General features: G+C 61.0%; 12 protein-coding genes and 1 pseudogene. 6 read left to right on the top strand and 7 right to left on the bottom strand.

What is annotated here, in order from left to right:
• Positions 1–71: 71 nt before the first annotated feature.
• Complete coding sequence (locus ONG87_RS12680) at positions 72–998, bottom strand: alpha/beta hydrolase (protein WP_264381389.1); 927 nt, start codon at positions 996–998, stop codon at positions 72–74.
• 121 nt (positions 999–1,119) lie between these two features.
• Between ONG87_RS12680 and ONG87_RS12675 the strand changes: the two genes are divergently transcribed.
• Positions 1,120–2,052: a LysR family transcriptional regulator gene (locus ONG87_RS12675; protein WP_264381388.1), complete on the top strand. Its 933-nt coding sequence runs from the start codon at positions 1,120–1,122 to the stop codon at positions 2,050–2,052.
• A gap of 232 nt (positions 2,053–2,284) precedes the next feature.
• Here ONG87_RS12675 and ONG87_RS12670 read toward each other — a convergent pair.
• From ONG87_RS12670 to ONG87_RS12660, 3 genes and pseudogenes are all read right to left on the bottom strand, one after another.
• Positions 2,285–2,506 (bottom strand): annotated as a pseudogene (locus ONG87_RS12670) (NAD(P)-binding domain-containing protein); the annotation flags it as partial.
• 268 nt (positions 2,507–2,774) lie between these two features.
• Positions 2,775–4,082 (bottom strand): C4-dicarboxylate transporter DctA, encoded by a 1,308-nt coding sequence (dctA, locus tag ONG87_RS12665; RefSeq protein ID WP_122477318.1) that lies wholly within the window; start codon positions 4,080–4,082, stop codon positions 2,775–2,777.
• A gap of 101 nt (positions 4,083–4,183) precedes the next feature.
• The gene (locus ONG87_RS12660; protein ID WP_192059880.1) at positions 4,184–5,353 is read right to left on the bottom strand and encodes a mandelate racemase/muconate lactonizing enzyme family protein; all 1,170 of its coding nucleotides are present in this window, start codon (positions 5,351–5,353) and stop codon (positions 4,184–4,186) included.
• Between the two features lie 99 nt (positions 5,354–5,452).
• Between ONG87_RS12660 and ONG87_RS12655 the strand changes: the two genes are divergently transcribed.
• Positions 5,453–6,346: a LysR family transcriptional regulator gene (locus ONG87_RS12655; protein WP_122477321.1), complete on the top strand. Its 894-nt coding sequence runs from the start codon at positions 5,453–5,455 to the stop codon at positions 6,344–6,346.
• 37 nt (positions 6,347–6,383) lie between these two features.
• On the opposite strand, the gene ONG87_RS12650 is transcribed toward ONG87_RS12655, so the two are convergent.
• Entirely contained in the window at positions 6,384–7,616 is a 1,233-nt protein-coding gene (locus ONG87_RS12650) for an MFS transporter (protein ID WP_264381387.1), read from the bottom strand.
• 167 nt (positions 7,617–7,783) lie between these two features.
• Between ONG87_RS12650 and ONG87_RS12645 the strand changes: the two genes are divergently transcribed.
• The 4 genes from ONG87_RS12645 to ONG87_RS12630 all read left to right on the top strand — a co-directional run bounded on the left by ONG87_RS12645 (position 7,784) and on the right by ONG87_RS12630 (position 12,967).
• Positions 7,784–8,701, top strand: a complete 918-nt coding sequence (locus tag ONG87_RS12645; protein WP_264381386.1) for an AraC family transcriptional regulator — start codon at positions 7,784–7,786, stop codon at positions 8,699–8,701.
• A gap of 467 nt (positions 8,702–9,168) precedes the next feature.
• Entirely contained in the window at positions 9,169–9,744 is a 576-nt protein-coding gene (locus ONG87_RS12640) for a (2Fe-2S)-binding protein (protein WP_240998780.1), read from the top strand.
• A complete protein-coding gene (locus ONG87_RS12635; protein ID WP_122477326.1) occupies positions 9,744–10,739 on the top strand; it encodes a xanthine dehydrogenase family protein subunit M in 996 nt (331 codons plus the stop codon). Before ONG87_RS12640 ends, ONG87_RS12635 begins: the two co-directional genes overlap by 1 nt.
• A complete protein-coding gene (locus tag ONG87_RS12630; RefSeq protein ID WP_264381385.1) occupies positions 10,736–12,967 on the top strand; it encodes a xanthine dehydrogenase family protein molybdopterin-binding subunit in 2,232 nt (743 codons plus the stop codon). Before ONG87_RS12635 ends, ONG87_RS12630 begins: the two co-directional genes overlap by 4 nt.
• Before the next feature lie 53 nt (positions 12,968–13,020).
• Here the strand turns inward: ONG87_RS12630 and ONG87_RS12625 are convergent, their stop codons facing one another.
• Together ONG87_RS12625 and ONG87_RS12620 are read right to left on the bottom strand one after the other, a co-directional pair.
• Entirely contained in the window at positions 13,021–13,665 is a 645-nt protein-coding gene (locus ONG87_RS12625) for an RraA family protein (protein WP_122477329.1), read from the bottom strand.
• A 35-nt stretch (positions 13,666–13,700) separates the two neighbouring features.
• On the bottom strand, positions 13,701–14,675 hold the full coding sequence (locus ONG87_RS12620; protein WP_192059911.1) for a hydroxyacid dehydrogenase: 975 nt from the start codon (positions 14,673–14,675) through the stop codon (positions 13,701–13,703).
• Between the last annotated feature and the right edge of the window lie 6 nt (positions 14,676–14,681).

The raw sequence follows: 14,681 nt of genomic DNA, 5'->3' as shown, positions 1-14,681 counted from the left end.
CCCGTCCGATGCAATGGCGTGAGCCCGCATCAGCTTATCCAATGATCCTTCTGCAGTGAGTGTTCTGGGTTTCAGCCGTGGGCATCCGCCAGGCCTTTCTCGATGAAACGCACCGAACTCTCCATGGCCTGCTGACCCTCTGGCAAGATCGCGGCGTAAAAGTGCCAGGCGTGAAACATCGCAGGCCATACTTCCAGGTTGACGCGAACACGGTTATCGGCAAGGTGAGTTGCAAGACGCATGGCGTCAGTCAACATCAACTCGTTTTCGCCTATCTGCACCAGAATCGGCGGAAGGCCTGTGACGTCCGCGAAGACCGGAGAGGCCAGAGGATGATTGGCCAGCGTGTCGCCCAGAAACGCTCTGGCGAGAATATCCAGCACGGGCTTGGAGTTCAGCGGATCCAGTCCTTCACGATTACTCATGGTCGCGCCGGTGTGTTCAAGGTTTGCCCACGGCGAAATCGAGGAGCCAACGGCAGGCAATGGCAAGCCTTTGGATTTTGCCGCCACCATTACGCTGACAACCATCGCGCCGCCCGCTGACTCGCCGGAAAAGGCAATCTTGCTGGCCGGAATGTTCTGCTCGAGCAACCACTCGTAGGCGCGCAATGTGTCGTCGATGGGCGCTGGAAATGTATGCTCAGGGGCAAGGCGGTAGTCCGGCATGTATACACGAGCGCCCAGCATTTTCGCGTAATTGCCGCCGATCCCGTGGTAACCGTCTGGACGGCCAACGATGTAAGCCCCGCCGTGAATGTACATCACTACCGCGTCGGTTTTGATCTCCTGCGGAGTCACCAGGATGCCAGGCACTCCACCCATGTCGACTGCCTCGAACCTGACGCCATCGGGCGCTGGATTATGTCCGAGCATTTTTGCGTAGGCGTCGCGGATGTCGCTTAGCTTTGTGGTCGTATCGATTCCCTTGAGAGCGGGTACCAGATCGCTAAGGCTGTTGGCCCAGGTTTGGACGGCTGCTTGGACTTCTATATTCATAATGACCTCAATTGATCTTTGGGTGTGGATAAGCTAATCGAGATACTATGCTTGGTATTTGGGAATAGGGTTCCCCATTAAAGGCGCCAGCCCGCCCTGGCGGTGAGGACAGAGAGGCCATATGGAACTCCACAACCTAAACGATATCGCCGCTTTTGTAGGCTCGGTCAACGCTGGAAGCTTCACTGCGGCGGCCAAGCAACTTGGCCTCACTCGTTCAGCGGTAGGCAAATCGATAGTCAGGCTCGAGGCGCGTCTACAGGTACGTCTACTCAATCGCACCACGCGCAGTTTGAGCATGACGGATGACGGCCAGGTTCTTTATGAGCGTTGTGTGGGTGTTTTGCAGGACCTGGACGAGGTAGAGGATGCCCTTGCGTTTCGCCGTTCGACACCCAGTGGACGGCTGCGGATGAGCTTGCCTGTCGCGCTAGGCAGGCTTCATATCCTTGAGCACGTCGAGCGCTGTCTCGAAGAATGGCCTGCGCTGAGCGTCGACATCAGCTTTTCCGACAGGCTGGTCGATCTGATCGATGAGGGGTTTGATTTGGCCATGCGCATCGGTCCGCCCAAGGAAGACTCTGGTTTACTGACGCGCACGGTGGCCTACCAACAAATGATCACCTGCGCCTCACCCCAGTATCTGGCTGACCATGCAGAGCCTGAAACGCCTGAGGATTTATCCGAGCACCAGTGCCTGCATTTCGTGAGTGGTGGAAGATTGCTTCCCTGGAATTTTCGAGTGAATGGGCGCTGTGTATCGTTCACTTGTAGTGGAAGGCTGCAAATGGACAGCGCTGAGTCGTTGCACCGGTCTGTTGTCGCGGGGCTGGGCATCGCTACGCTGCCGTCTTACGTGATAAATGAGGATTTGAGAAACGGCAAGCTCGTTCAATTGCTCGCCGTATATGCAGAGGCCGCAGAGCCCATTCGGGTTATTTACCCCAGCAAGCGACACCTCTCTCCAAGGATTCGACTCTTCATCGATAAGCTTGTAGAGGCTTGGTCACCCTGCCCACCTTGGGAACAACGCGCTGGCGCTGCCCGACCTTGAGTACACAGGCCTTCCGTGGTTCGGCCTGCTTTTCAGGGGTTGGAGGCTCTGCGAGAGGTACCCGGCGGTGCCTAGGTTTGCCGCTGCCCTTCAGCGATATCGGACTCGGGCAGGGTCGGGATCGATGCAGGGGCCTATCCCCCTCGGTAAGGAGCTGCGGCAGGGGTTCATGGGTAGCTTTACTTGAGCCCCCGGCGACTCTGTCGCCTCAGGTCGCGCCGCCCAATGTTTGCTTAAGATCAGGGTAGTTGGCGAAAGGAATCGAAAGAATGACCACGTCCACTTCCAAGACCGCTTGTTCCTTGGTCACTGCGTGTACGCCTATCTCATGGGTGAGCGCCTGGATGCTGTCGGAGCGTTTGGAATTGGCCAGTTTGACGGTATGACCCACCGCTGCAAGTTTGCGCGCCAAGGTCGCGCCAATATTGCCGGCGCCGATTATTCCGATGTTCAATTTGTGTCTCTCCTGATTGTGTTGAGGGGGGGTTAAAATCCTCAGTCATTTGCTCCATGGCCAAGGGCGTCGAGCATGTGATGAAGCGCGTCCATGCCGCACTCATCGAGGTGGCAGGCTGACTTGATCTGGCGAGTGACGGCTCGGACGGCCGCTTCCAGGTTTCGTCTGTCGAGTCAGATCGACGACCACACGTCGCTCGTAAACGGCAGGTGATTGCTGTCAACCGGTGCTTTGAAACCCGCGCCAACGCCGGCTCGGCAATGGGTCATTTCTGCGCCAGCAGCGTTTTCCTGGCAGCCTTTTCGTCTTTCATGGCGGCTAGCTCACGCTGGCAGACCTCGACATCGAACGAGTTGTCCCACTTGGCGATCGCGATGGTGCCGATGCCATTGCCGATCAGGTTGGTGACAGCCCGGGCCTCGTTGAGGAACCGGTCGATGCCCAGCAGCAGGACAAGGCCAACCAGAGGAATGGAATGGATAGTGGTGAGCGTTGCGGCCAGCGTCACGAACCCGGCGCCTGCCACGCCTGCGGAGCCTTTGGACGTCAGCAGGAATACCGCCAGCAGAATCATCTGGTCCGCGAACGTCAGTGGCGTATTGGTTGCCTGGGCAATGAAAATCGCGGCCATGGTCAGGTAGATGCAGGTACCGTCCGCATTGAAGGTGTATCCGGTCGGCAGAACCATCCCCACGACCGATTTCTTGCAGCCCAGTTTTTCCAGCTTGACCATCATGCGGGGCAACACGGCCTCGGTCGAACAGGTGCCCAGGGTGATGAGGATTTCATCCTTGAAGTAGCGCAGGAACTGCATCAACGGCATGCCTGACCACCTGGCAACCGTGCCCAGTATCACCACGATGAATATCAACGTGGTGATGTAGAGCGCCACCAGCAATTGCCCGAGTGAGAGCAACGTGCCAATCCCGTACTTGCCGATGGTGAACGCCATGCCGGCACCGGCGCCGAGCGGGGCCAGGCGCATGACCATGGCGACGATCTTGAACAGGCCTTGCAGGAACAGATCGATGGTATTGATCAGAGGCTTGCTGGTTTCGCCCAACTGAACCAGGGCAATGCCCATCAACACCGAGAGCAGTATCACCTGAAGCATCACGCCGTTGGAAAAGGCGCCGATGAACGTGTGCGGGATGATGTTGAGAAAGAACTCGACGGTGCCGCCTTGCTCGCTGGCGGCCTGGCTGTATTTATTGATGGCGCTGGCATCCAGGGCGCTGACATTGATGTTCATGCCGACGCCGGGCTTGACGATGTTGACCACGATCAACCCGACGACCAGCGCAATCGTCGACAGAATCTCGAAGTAGATCAGGGCTTTCACACCAATGCGCCCGACTTCCTTGATGCTGCCCATCTTGGCGATACCGACCACCACCGTGCCGAAGATGATCGGTGCCAGCAGCATTTTGATCAGTTTGATGAAGCCATCGGCAAACGGCTGCAGCTTGGCGCCGATGTTGGGTGCGAAGTAACCGATGGCGGCACCGATGACGATACCTATCAACACTTGCACGTACAGCTGGCCATACCAGCGGGTTCTGGAGATTTCCACGAGAGCACCTCATTTTATTGTTGTGATGGGCGTGTGGCGTGACGTCAGTGCCTGACGCCAGCGTTTGCGGCCTGTTTGGCACAGGCCGCAGAGGGAAGCGATCAGCCTTCGCCGAGCTCGCGCATGACGGCGTAGAGGGCCGACTTGGCTTCGAAACCGACACCGGGAATGTCCGGCAGGCCGACATAGCCGTTTTCGACCTGGATACCGTCAGCGAAGCCACCGAACGGCTGGAACACATCCGGGTAGGATTCGTTGCCACCCAGGTGTAGGCCCGCGGCGATGTTCAACGACATTTGATGACCGCCGTGGGGGACCACGCGGCGCGACGACCAGCCCATGTCTTCCATTACTTTTAGAGTGCGCATGTACTCGACCAAGCCGTAGGACAGTGCGCAGTCGAACTGCAGAAAGTCACGGTCGGGGCGCATGCCACCGTGGCGCAGCAGGTTGCGAGCGTCCTGGTGGGAGAACAGGTTTTCGCCGGTGGCCATGGGCAATTCGTAGTGATTGGCGAGCTCGGCCTGCAGGGCGTAGTCCAGCGGATCGCCGACTTCCTCGTACCAGAAGAGGTTGTACTTCTTGATGGCTTCCGCGTAGGCGATACCGGTCTGCAGGTCGAAGCGACCATTGGCATCGACCGCCAGGCGCCGGCCATCACCGACCACTTCGAGCACTGCTTCGATACGCCGGATGTCTTCATCCAGCGGCACCGCACCGATCTTCATCTTGACCACGTCGTAGCCACGGTCCAGATAGCTCTGCATTTCGGCCTTGAGCTTGGTCTGGTCCTTGCCGGGGTAGTAGTAGCCACCGGCGGCATAGACCCAGACCTTGTCGTCCGCCACGCCGTTGCGATAGCGGTCGGCCAGCAGGCGATACAGCGGCTTGCCTTCGATCTTGGCGACCGCATCCCACACCGCCATGTCGATGGTTCCTACCGCCACCGAGCGCTCGCCGTGGCCTCCAGGCTTTTCGTTGGTCATCAGGGCTTTCCAGATGGCGAACGGGTCGAGGTTGTCGTTTTCATGATCGACAAGTGTATCGGGGTCGGCTTCGGTGATACGGGCAAGGAAGCGGTCGCGCATCAGCGCACCCTGGCCGTAGCGACCGTTGGAGTTGAAGCCGTAGCCGATGACCGGTTTGCCATCGCGGATCACGTCGGTGATCACCGCCACGACCGAGCAGGTCATTTTGGAAAAGTCGATGTAGGCGTTGGCAATGGGGGAGGCGATGGAAACGGTCTTCTCACGAATGTCGACGATGCGCATGGAGGGTTCCTCTTATGGGTTGTGGCCCCACGTTAGGCTTTGCGAAGTCACCCGCCCAATGCTATTAATGCCCAACCCTATGCACAGAAGGCATGGCCCTTGGAACTCGTCTGGCTCGAAGACCTTTCGGCGCTTGCCGAATACGGCAGCTTCGTGCGCGCCGCCGAAGCTCGCCACATTACCCAGCCGGCCTTCAGCCGCAGGGTCCGCTCGCTTGAAAACTGGATGGGCGTGGAATTGTTCATCCGCACGCCCCATGGCGCGACCCTGACAGAGGCGGGGAGGCAGATTCTGCCCGGTGCACAGGAGGCGGCGCGCCACCTGTATCGGCTGCGCAACGAGGCGCAGGAAGTGGCGGGCGTGTCGGCACGCTCACTGAAGTTCGCCGCCACTCACTCGTTGTCGTTCACGTTTTTCCCCAGGTGGCTGCGCAGCTCGGAAGCCGGTGCGCCTATCGAAGCGGTACAGCTTCACTCCGACAGCATGGCTGTCTGCGAGCAGATGCTGATACACGGCCAGGTCCAGTTTCTGCTCTGCCATCGTCATCCCGATGTTCCGCCGCTGCTGGCGCCCGATCAGTTCATCAGCAAGAAGGTCGCAGAGGACGTTCTGGTACCGCTCGCCAGTGCCTCCTCACACTTCGATACCTCGCCCGCTGCACTGCCTTACCTGGCCTATACCCATGAGTCGGGGCTGGGGCGGATCGTCGCCCACAGGTTGCGCGGCAAAGAGGACTATCTGCACTTGCAGCCGCTGTTCAGCAGCCACCTGGCGGCGGTGCTCATGTCCATGGCCCTTGAAAGCAAAGGCGTGGCCTGGTTGCCCAAGAGCCTGACCGAGCAGGAGCTTCACGAGGGACGCTTGGTGAGGGCGCTCGATGAGAGTTGGGACATACCCCTGGAGGTGCACCTGACCCGGCCGAAAGCAAACCTGGGTCAGTCCGCCGAAGCGTTCTGGGCGAGAGCGGGTATGGATCTGCCATCTGTCACCTGACGCATCGGGGGTGCGATACGCCGAGTCGGCGTTTCGCCTACCTGGCAGCCGGTGTGCAGGGCCGCGCTGCCCCCGACGTGCCGCCTGCAGCTGCCCGGGTTGCCGCGCGTCCCGCCAGAAAGGCAAGTACCGCTGCCAAGCCGAGCAACCCTGCGCTCGTTTCAAAGGTCGCCCGGTAGCCGCTTGCGTCGAATACCAGCCCGCCGACGATGGCCCCGGACGCGATGGCCAATTGGATGATCGCAACCATCAAGCCACCGCCTGCCTCCGCATCGTTCGGAAGGGTTCTTGCCAGCCACGTCCACCATCCCACCGGTGCGGCAGTCGCAACCGCTCCCCAAAGCCCCAGCAGTACCGTAGTGATGACCGTCGAGCTGCCGAATGACAACAGTGCCATGGCGATGGCGGCCATCAGGATCGGGATAACGGTCAGCGTTCGATGCAGGCCATTTTTCAGGAAGGCTTCGATCAGGAACGTGCCGGCAAGCCCGGCCAGGCCTAGCACCAGCAGCATCAACGAAAGCATGGAAACACTGACCTGTGTGACCGTTTCCAGAAACGGACGCAGATAGGTGAAGAGCATGAACTGACCCATGAAGAATACGCTTACCGCGACCATGCCCAGGGCGACCGGGGTGCGTTTCATCAGCGTGAGAACGTTGCCGGTGCCCGACTCGCTGCGCGCTTTCAGGGTTGGAAGGCTCATCAACAACCATGCACAGGCAATCACGGCCACGGGAAGAAGGGCCAGAAAGGCACCGCGCCAGCCGATCAGCGCGCCGAGAAAACTGCCCAGGGGCGCTGCAACGACCGTTGCCAGAGCATTGCCGCCGTTGACGATAGCCATCGCCCGGGTGACCTGGCCTTCAGGCACCAGGCGCATGGCGGTCGCTGCCGACAATGACCAGAACCCGCCGATGGCGACGCCGATCAGGGCGCGTGCGCCCATGAATACCCAATAGTTGGGTGCAAAGGCAACGACGGCTGCGGAAACGATCATCAGCAGGGTAAGTGCAACGAGCAGCGGTTTGCGCTCGACCCGAGCGGCCACCGATGCGATCAGCAGGCTGGTGAAAAGCGCGAACAGCCCTGATACGGAGATGCCCTGGCCGGCCTGGCCCTCGGTGATGTGCAGGTCCGCCGCGATGGGTGTGAGCAGACTGATGGGCATGAATTCCGAGGCCACCAGCACGAAGGCGGTCAGCGACATGGCGAACACGGCGCCCCATGATTCACCGGTGTGGGTGGCGGAGGTCGAAGATCGGTTCATTCGAGAGGTCTTCTCCAGAGATTTATCGATGGCCATTGTCTCGGTCCGGTGAGCCTCTCTGTAGCGCATTGCACTGGATTACTTGCCTGATCCTATGAGTCTGCACTGGATGGCGGGACGAACGGGCAGAGGCGAGTTAGAGTTCGTGACACGGGAGCAAGGTGAATATGACGAACGAATTCGACACGACTGGTCCAGGCTCATCGACGCAGGAAACGCTGACGCGGATGATCGCCTCGCACACCAAGGCGCCCGGTGATTACCGAACGGACATCGCAGGTCTTGGTTTTTTTCGACGCGACTGCCCGGCACCGCCCATGACCTGCATGGTGGAGCCCAGCATCATTCTGGTTGCTCAGGGCGAAAAGCAGCTGTGGGTGGGGGGCGAAGGTTATCGTTACAGCACCTCGAAGTTTCTGATCACGTCGCTGGATTTGCCTGCCAACTCCGAAGTGTTGGTTGCCAGCCACGAGCAGCCATGCCTGGGGCTGACGTTCAAGCTGGATATGCGCATGCTGGCCGAACTGATAGCGCAGGGTGATCTGCCGCCCATTCGCGATCGTGCCGCGATCCAGGGCGTAGGTATCGGTTCGGTAACGCTGCCGTTGCTGGCCTCGTTCGAACGGCTGCTGGCGCTGTTCGATGAGCCACACTCCATTCCTGTGCTGGCGCCACTGATCCAGCGCGAAATCCACTATCGCCTGCTGCAAGGCGACCAGGCGGGTCGGCTGAGGCAGATCACCTCGGTGGACGGGCAGGGTTATCGCATAGGCAGAGCGATCGATTGGCTGAAGTTGAATTACACGTCAGCGCTGCGCGTCGACGAACTGGCAGCCAGGGTGCAGATGAGTACCCCGACCTTTCATCATCATTTCCGCCAACTTACCAGGATGAGTCCGCTGCAGTATCAAAAGTGGCTGCGGCTCAACGAGGCAAAGCGGTTGATGCTCAATGAACATCAGGACGTGTCCAGCGCAGCGTTCAAGGTTGGGTATGAAAGTCCGTCGCAGTTCAGTCGCGAGTACAGTCGTCTGTTCGGCGCGCCACCCAAGCGCGACATCGCGGCCTTGCGCGGAAACGGCTAGCCTGGCTGCGCTCGCGCATACCTCGTCGCTTCCACTGGAATAGGCAAGAACGCCACTCGATTGGGCAAGTGGCGCTCCGTGGTCGACCGCATACTGAGTCGCCGGATCGGCGAACGGAGTGACGTTTCCCGCAGCGCATGAGCGCCCCCACAGGTTTGAACCCGCTCTGCAAGACCCCGGCAAAAGCTGCCCTCGTTGCCATGTCGGGCATCGTGCGGGTCGTCAATGGCGTGATCCGCGACACGCTTTGAAACCATAGTGTCTTGTCACCTGACGTACGACCTCAACCAATGGCGTCATCCAGGTGTCTGCACTAGACGCAGCAAGACCGTGATTCGAGACATAAAAAAATAGATGAGGACCGCAACATGACCGATCCGACCGAAAAGATTTCCTCCGAACCAGAGGGTTCCGGTGAGCTGTTCAAGGAACTGACCACACCCTCGCGGCGCAATTTCCTGCGCACCATGGGCATCTCCGGCATGGCCGCTGCCACCGCCCCGGTGTGGGCCCAGGCCGCCCAGCTGGCGCCTGTCGACGACAGCGACAAGCCCTTGGCCAAGGGCGAGCAGCGGATCACGCTCAAGGTCAACGGCCAGCCGCACACGCTCAATGTGCCCGGTAATGCCGTGCTGCTGGACGTGTTGCGCGACCGCTTGATGCTCACCGGCACCAAGAAGGGTTGCGACCACGGTCAGTGCGGGGCCTGCACGCTGCACATCAATGGTCAGCCGGTGAACAGCTGTCTGTCCCTGGCGGCCATGCACCAGGGCGATGACATCACCACCATCGAAGGCCTGGAGCGCAATGGTCAGTTGCACCCGATTCAGGAAGCGTTCTGGGCCCACGACGCGTTCCAGTGCGGCTATTGCACCTCGGGCCAGATGATGACCGCTGCGGCCATCATCAAGGACCCGGACATCGGCGCCGACGACGCCAGCGTGCGCGAGGCCATGAGTGGCAACATCTGCCGATGTGGCGCGTACAAGAACATCCTTGCCGCCGTGCAGGATGCCCGTGGCAAAGTACAGGGAGCCAGCTGATGAGAGCCTTGGAATACACCCGCGCAACCAGCCCCGAACAGGCCGTTGCGACCCATGCCCGCAATGAAGCCACGGCGTTTCTTGCCGGCGGTACGACCCTGCTGGATTTGGTCAAGATCGACATCATGCAGCCTGATCGGGTCATCGACGTGCATACCTTGGCGCTGGATCAGGTCGAAACCTTGAGCGATGGCCGGACCCGTATCGGCGCCATGGTCAGCAACACTCGTCTGGCCAATCATCCGCGCATCAAAAGTGATTACGCGGTGCTGTCCCAGGCGCTGCTGTCCGGGGCGACCACGCAACTGCGCAACAAGGCGACCACTGGCGGCAATGTCATGCAGCGGGTGCGCTGCAATTATTTCCGCGACGGCGTTTCCGCCTGCAACAAGCGGGTGCCCGGCTCGGGCTGTGCTGCCATCGGCGGGCACAACCGCAGCGTGCACGCGGTACTGGGCACCAGCGACCAGTGCATTGCCACCCATCCTTCGGACATGTGCGTGGCCATGGCGGCGATTGGTGCGACCGTGCAGGTGCAAGGCCCCAACGGCAAACGCGAGATCGACTTCCAGGACTTCCACTTGCTGCCGGGCGCCACGCCGTGGAAAGAGCATGCGCTGCAGCCTGACGAATTGATTACCCATGTAACGCTGAATGCGCCATTGGCCAACGGCAAGTCTGCGTACCTGAAGTTGCGTGATCGCGCGTCCTACCAGTTTGCGCTGGCTTCCAGCGCGGTGATTCTGGTCATGGACGGGCAGGTCATTCGCGAGGCACGCATTGCCCTGGGCGGCGTCGGCACCAAGCCATGGCGTGCGCTGGAAGCCGAGCGCGCACTGCGCGGTGCGGCCGCTACCCCGGAAAACTTCGCCAAGGCCGCAGCCATCGCGCTGCAAGGGTCCAAGCCGTATGCACACAACGCCTACAAGATTCCCCTTGGGCAGCAGGCCATCGTGCGCAACCTCTCCACCCTGAGCACAGGAGCCATGGCATGAGCGAGTCAATCATGGGGGCATCCCCACGCCGCATCGACGGTCGCCTGAAGGTCACCGGCAGCGCGCAGTATGCGGCCGACCATCAGCCCAAGGGCATGGTCTTCGCCTACGGCGTCTACAGCACGGTGGCCAGTGGCTCGATCACATCTTTGGACATCGACGCGGCGCGCCGCTCGCCCGGCGTGCTGGAAATTCTGCACCACGGCAACTTTCCCCAGGCGTTCCACACCTCGCCCGTGCCTTTCTCCCTGGCAGGGGTGCTGACAGGCTCGCGTACCGATGAGAAAAGGCTGCCGTTCGAGGACAACGTCGTGCGTTATGCCGGGCAGTTCGTGGCGCTGGTGGTTGCCGACACGTTCGAGCATGCGCGCGAAGCGGCCTACAAGGTCAAGGTCAGCTACAGCGAAAGCGCGGCTGCCGCCAATCTGGAGCAGGGGCTGAAGCGGCGCGCAGCCGCCGACGGCGGGCAGGGCCACAAGCGTGGCGATCCAGCCAGCGCCTTCGATGGCGGTGCGCAGACGGTAGACGCCACTTATACGACGCCTGTGGAAACCCACAACCCCATGGAAATGCACGCCACCGTTGCGCTGTGGGACAACGGTCGACTGGTGGTGTATGAATCCACCCAGTCGGTCGTGGTTCACCGCAACACCCTGGCGCAGATCTTCGGCCTGCCCACCGAGCGCGTGGAAGTGCGTGCGCCGTTCATTGGTTCGGGCTTCGGCGGCAAGCTGTGGATCTGGCCGCACTCGGTAGCTGCCTGTGCGGCTGCCAAGATCGTCGGCCGACCGGTGCAACTGGTGCTGCCGCGAGCGCAGATGTTCACCACGGTAGGGCATCGCCCGGAGACCCGCCAGCGCATGCGCCTGGCGGCCGATGGCAAGGGCAAGCTGGTTTCCCTGCGTCATGAATCGCTCAACACCACCGGGATCGGCGACCAGTATGTCGAGAACTGCGGGGGCATGAGTGCCAGCCTGTACTCGTGTGCAAACGTCGAAGTGACCCATGGCACGGTGCAGGTCAACCGCGGCGCACCGACCTCGATGCGTGCCCCAGGCGCAGCCCCTGGCCTGTTTGCGCTGGAGTCGGCCATCGACGAACTGGCCGAACGCTGCAAGATGGACCCGCTCGCCTTTCGCCAGTTGAACTGGGCCGAGCAGAACGAGCAGGAAAAACTGCCGTGGTCCGGCAACCATCTGCGCGAAGCACTGGCCCAGGGCGCCGAGCGTTTCGGCTGGGCCAAGCGCACGCCGGGTATCGGCAGCATGCGTGATGGCCACGAGATCGTCGGCTACGGCATGGCGCAGTGCAACTGGGATGCCTTCCGCACGCCGTGCGAAGCGCGGGTCTCGTTGACCTCCGACGGTCGCGCCGTGGTGTACTGCGGTGCTCAGGACATTGGGACCGGCACCTACACGGTGCTTGCCCAGTGCGTGAGTGACATCACTGGTCTGCCGCTGGAGCGGATCACGGTAGAGCTGGGCAACTCGTCTTACCCGCCCGCGCCTGTTTCCGGCGGCTCGTGGATGACTGCAAGTGCCTTGCCAGCCGTGGCCGAAGCGACCCGCGCCGCGCTCACCCAGCTCAAGAGCTTCGCAGCCTCGGAAGAGGGCGGGCTGGCCAATGCCAAGCCAGAAGCGATCACGGTCAGCAACGGGCGCCTGCAGGACGGTTCGACCAGCCTGGAGTTCGCCGAAGTACTCAAGAAGCTGAAGATCGCCAGCGCCGAAGGCGAGGCCCATACCGGTATGGCCGATACCAAGAAGCATGCATTCAGCTCGTTCGGCGCGCATTTCGTCGAGGTGCGCTGGGATCCGGGTATCTCCCGCCTGCGCGTGTCACGCGTGGTCAGCGCCATTGATGTGGGCAAGATCATCAATGCCAAGACCGCACGCAATCAGGTCGAAGGTGCCATCGTCATGGCCATCGGCATGGCGCTGTTCGAGTCGACCGACTACGACGAGCGCAATGGCATGCCGGTGAACAACAACTACGCGGAGTATGTGGTGCCGGTGCACGCCGATCAGCCGGACATCGATGTGATCCTGCTGGATTACCCCGACTACAACCTCAACGAGTACGGTGCGCGTGGTGTGGGTGAAATCGGTGTGACCGGTTTGGCGGCTGCTGTGGCCAACGCGGTCTACCATGCCACCGGCAAGCGTGTGCGTGACCTGCCGATCAGCCTGGAAAAACTGATGGATCAGGTGCCGACCGTCAGCGTTTGATCGCTCGTTGCCGCGCCGGGGTTCTCTCGGCGCGGTATTGCCGGCTTCGTTGGCTATGCTTCGACGATGCTCGCCCTGATATTTTCCCTGAGCTTCGCTTCGATCCCGGCCTGGGCCTCAAGTCTATCGGCGAGCGCCGCAATCAGGTGGCGGCCAATGACGATGACGCCGTCCCTGTCTCCCACGATGGCATCACCCGGATTGCACACCACGTTGCCACACGCCACCGGCGTGCCGACCTGGCCTGGACCGTGCTTGGAAGGTCCGGCAGGATTCACGCCCCGTGCGTAGACAGGCAGCCCCATCACGCTCAGTTCTTCCACGTCTCGAACCGCGCCATCGATGACCACGGCGGCGACTTTACGCGCCAGGCATATTTCTCCGAGCAAGTCACCGAACACCGCGCGATTGATTTCGCCGTTGCCGTTGATCACCAGTACATCGCCTGGCTTGGCATCGTCCAACGCGCGGTGGATGGCCAGGTTGTCGCCTTCCCAGGTCTGAATCGGCAGAACCGTGCCATGAAACGATGCCTTGCCAGCGACGTGGTGGATGGCAGATGCCATCATCCCCATGCGTTGCAGCACGTCGCCGATCAGCGCGACGGGGTATTGTGATATTTCCTCGAGCTGCGCAAGACAAGCCCTGGGCCAGTCTTCGCTCACGGTGATGTTTGCAGCGGATGCATTGATGAACATGTTGACCTCGGCAGGTTTGCGTTTAGTGGGCGTCGTCAGTCGAACGCTCGGGAGACGGGCTCGTTGACCGGATGCAAGGGCGGCTCGCCACGCAACACGGCGCGAATGGCGTCCACAGCGCTCATGCCGACACGCAGCAACGACTCGTTGGTTTGCCCTGCGACATGAGGTGTCACGAGCAGATTGGGCAGGTCGGAAACGGGGAACGTGTTGCAGCTGAACGGGTTGATCATGTCGGCGTTTTCCGCAGCCAGAACGTCGATCCCTGCGCCGCCCAGCTGGCCGCTGCGCAAGGCGTCGGCGACAGCCGCCTCATCGATGACCCCGCCGCGACTGGTATTGATGAGGATCGCGCCAGCCTTCATTTTTGCTATCTCGGGTCGACCGATCAGATTCCGGGTACTCGACTGTAGAGGCACGTGAAGGCTCACTACATCGGCCTTGGCCAGCAGGGTGTCGAGATCGACCAGCCGGGCGTCGAAGCTTGCGTCATAGGCAGGATCGGTCGCCAATACATTCATGCCGAACGCTTCGGCAACCGGCGCGACATGCTGGCCGATATCACCGAAGCCGATCAGGCCCAGGGTACGCCCCTCAAGCTCTATTCCGGTCAGGGACAGACGGTCCGCTGCCCAGACGCTGTCACGAGTCTGATCGGTGGCCAGTTGCAGCTTGCGGCTGACCCCCAGCAGCAGGGCAAACACATGCTCCACGACACTTCTGCGATTGGCCCCTGGCGTGTTGGTGACCCACACACCCCGTTCGGCAGCCGCCTTGTGATCGACATTGTCGTAACCCGCTCCGTGTCTGGCCACGATCCGCAGCTTCGGTGATGCCGCAATCATTTGCGCGGATATATGGCCACCACGCAGGAACACGGCATCGACCTGTTGCTGAATGTCGGTGTACGCGACTGCGTTCGGGCCGTAGCCGAGTCGCACCTCACCTGTAGAAGAAAGTGCCTGCAATACATCTGGATGAATCGGGCTCGTTACATAGATCAAAGGCATCATCGT

This window comes from Pseudomonas sp. MM227 (genome assembly GCF_947090715.1).
Classification (GTDB): Bacteria; Pseudomonadota; Gammaproteobacteria; order Pseudomonadales; family Pseudomonadaceae; genus Aquipseudomonas; species Aquipseudomonas baltica.
The sequence above is the reverse complement of the archived record's forward strand: the minus strand, read 5'-3'. Positions and strand labels throughout refer to the sequence as shown.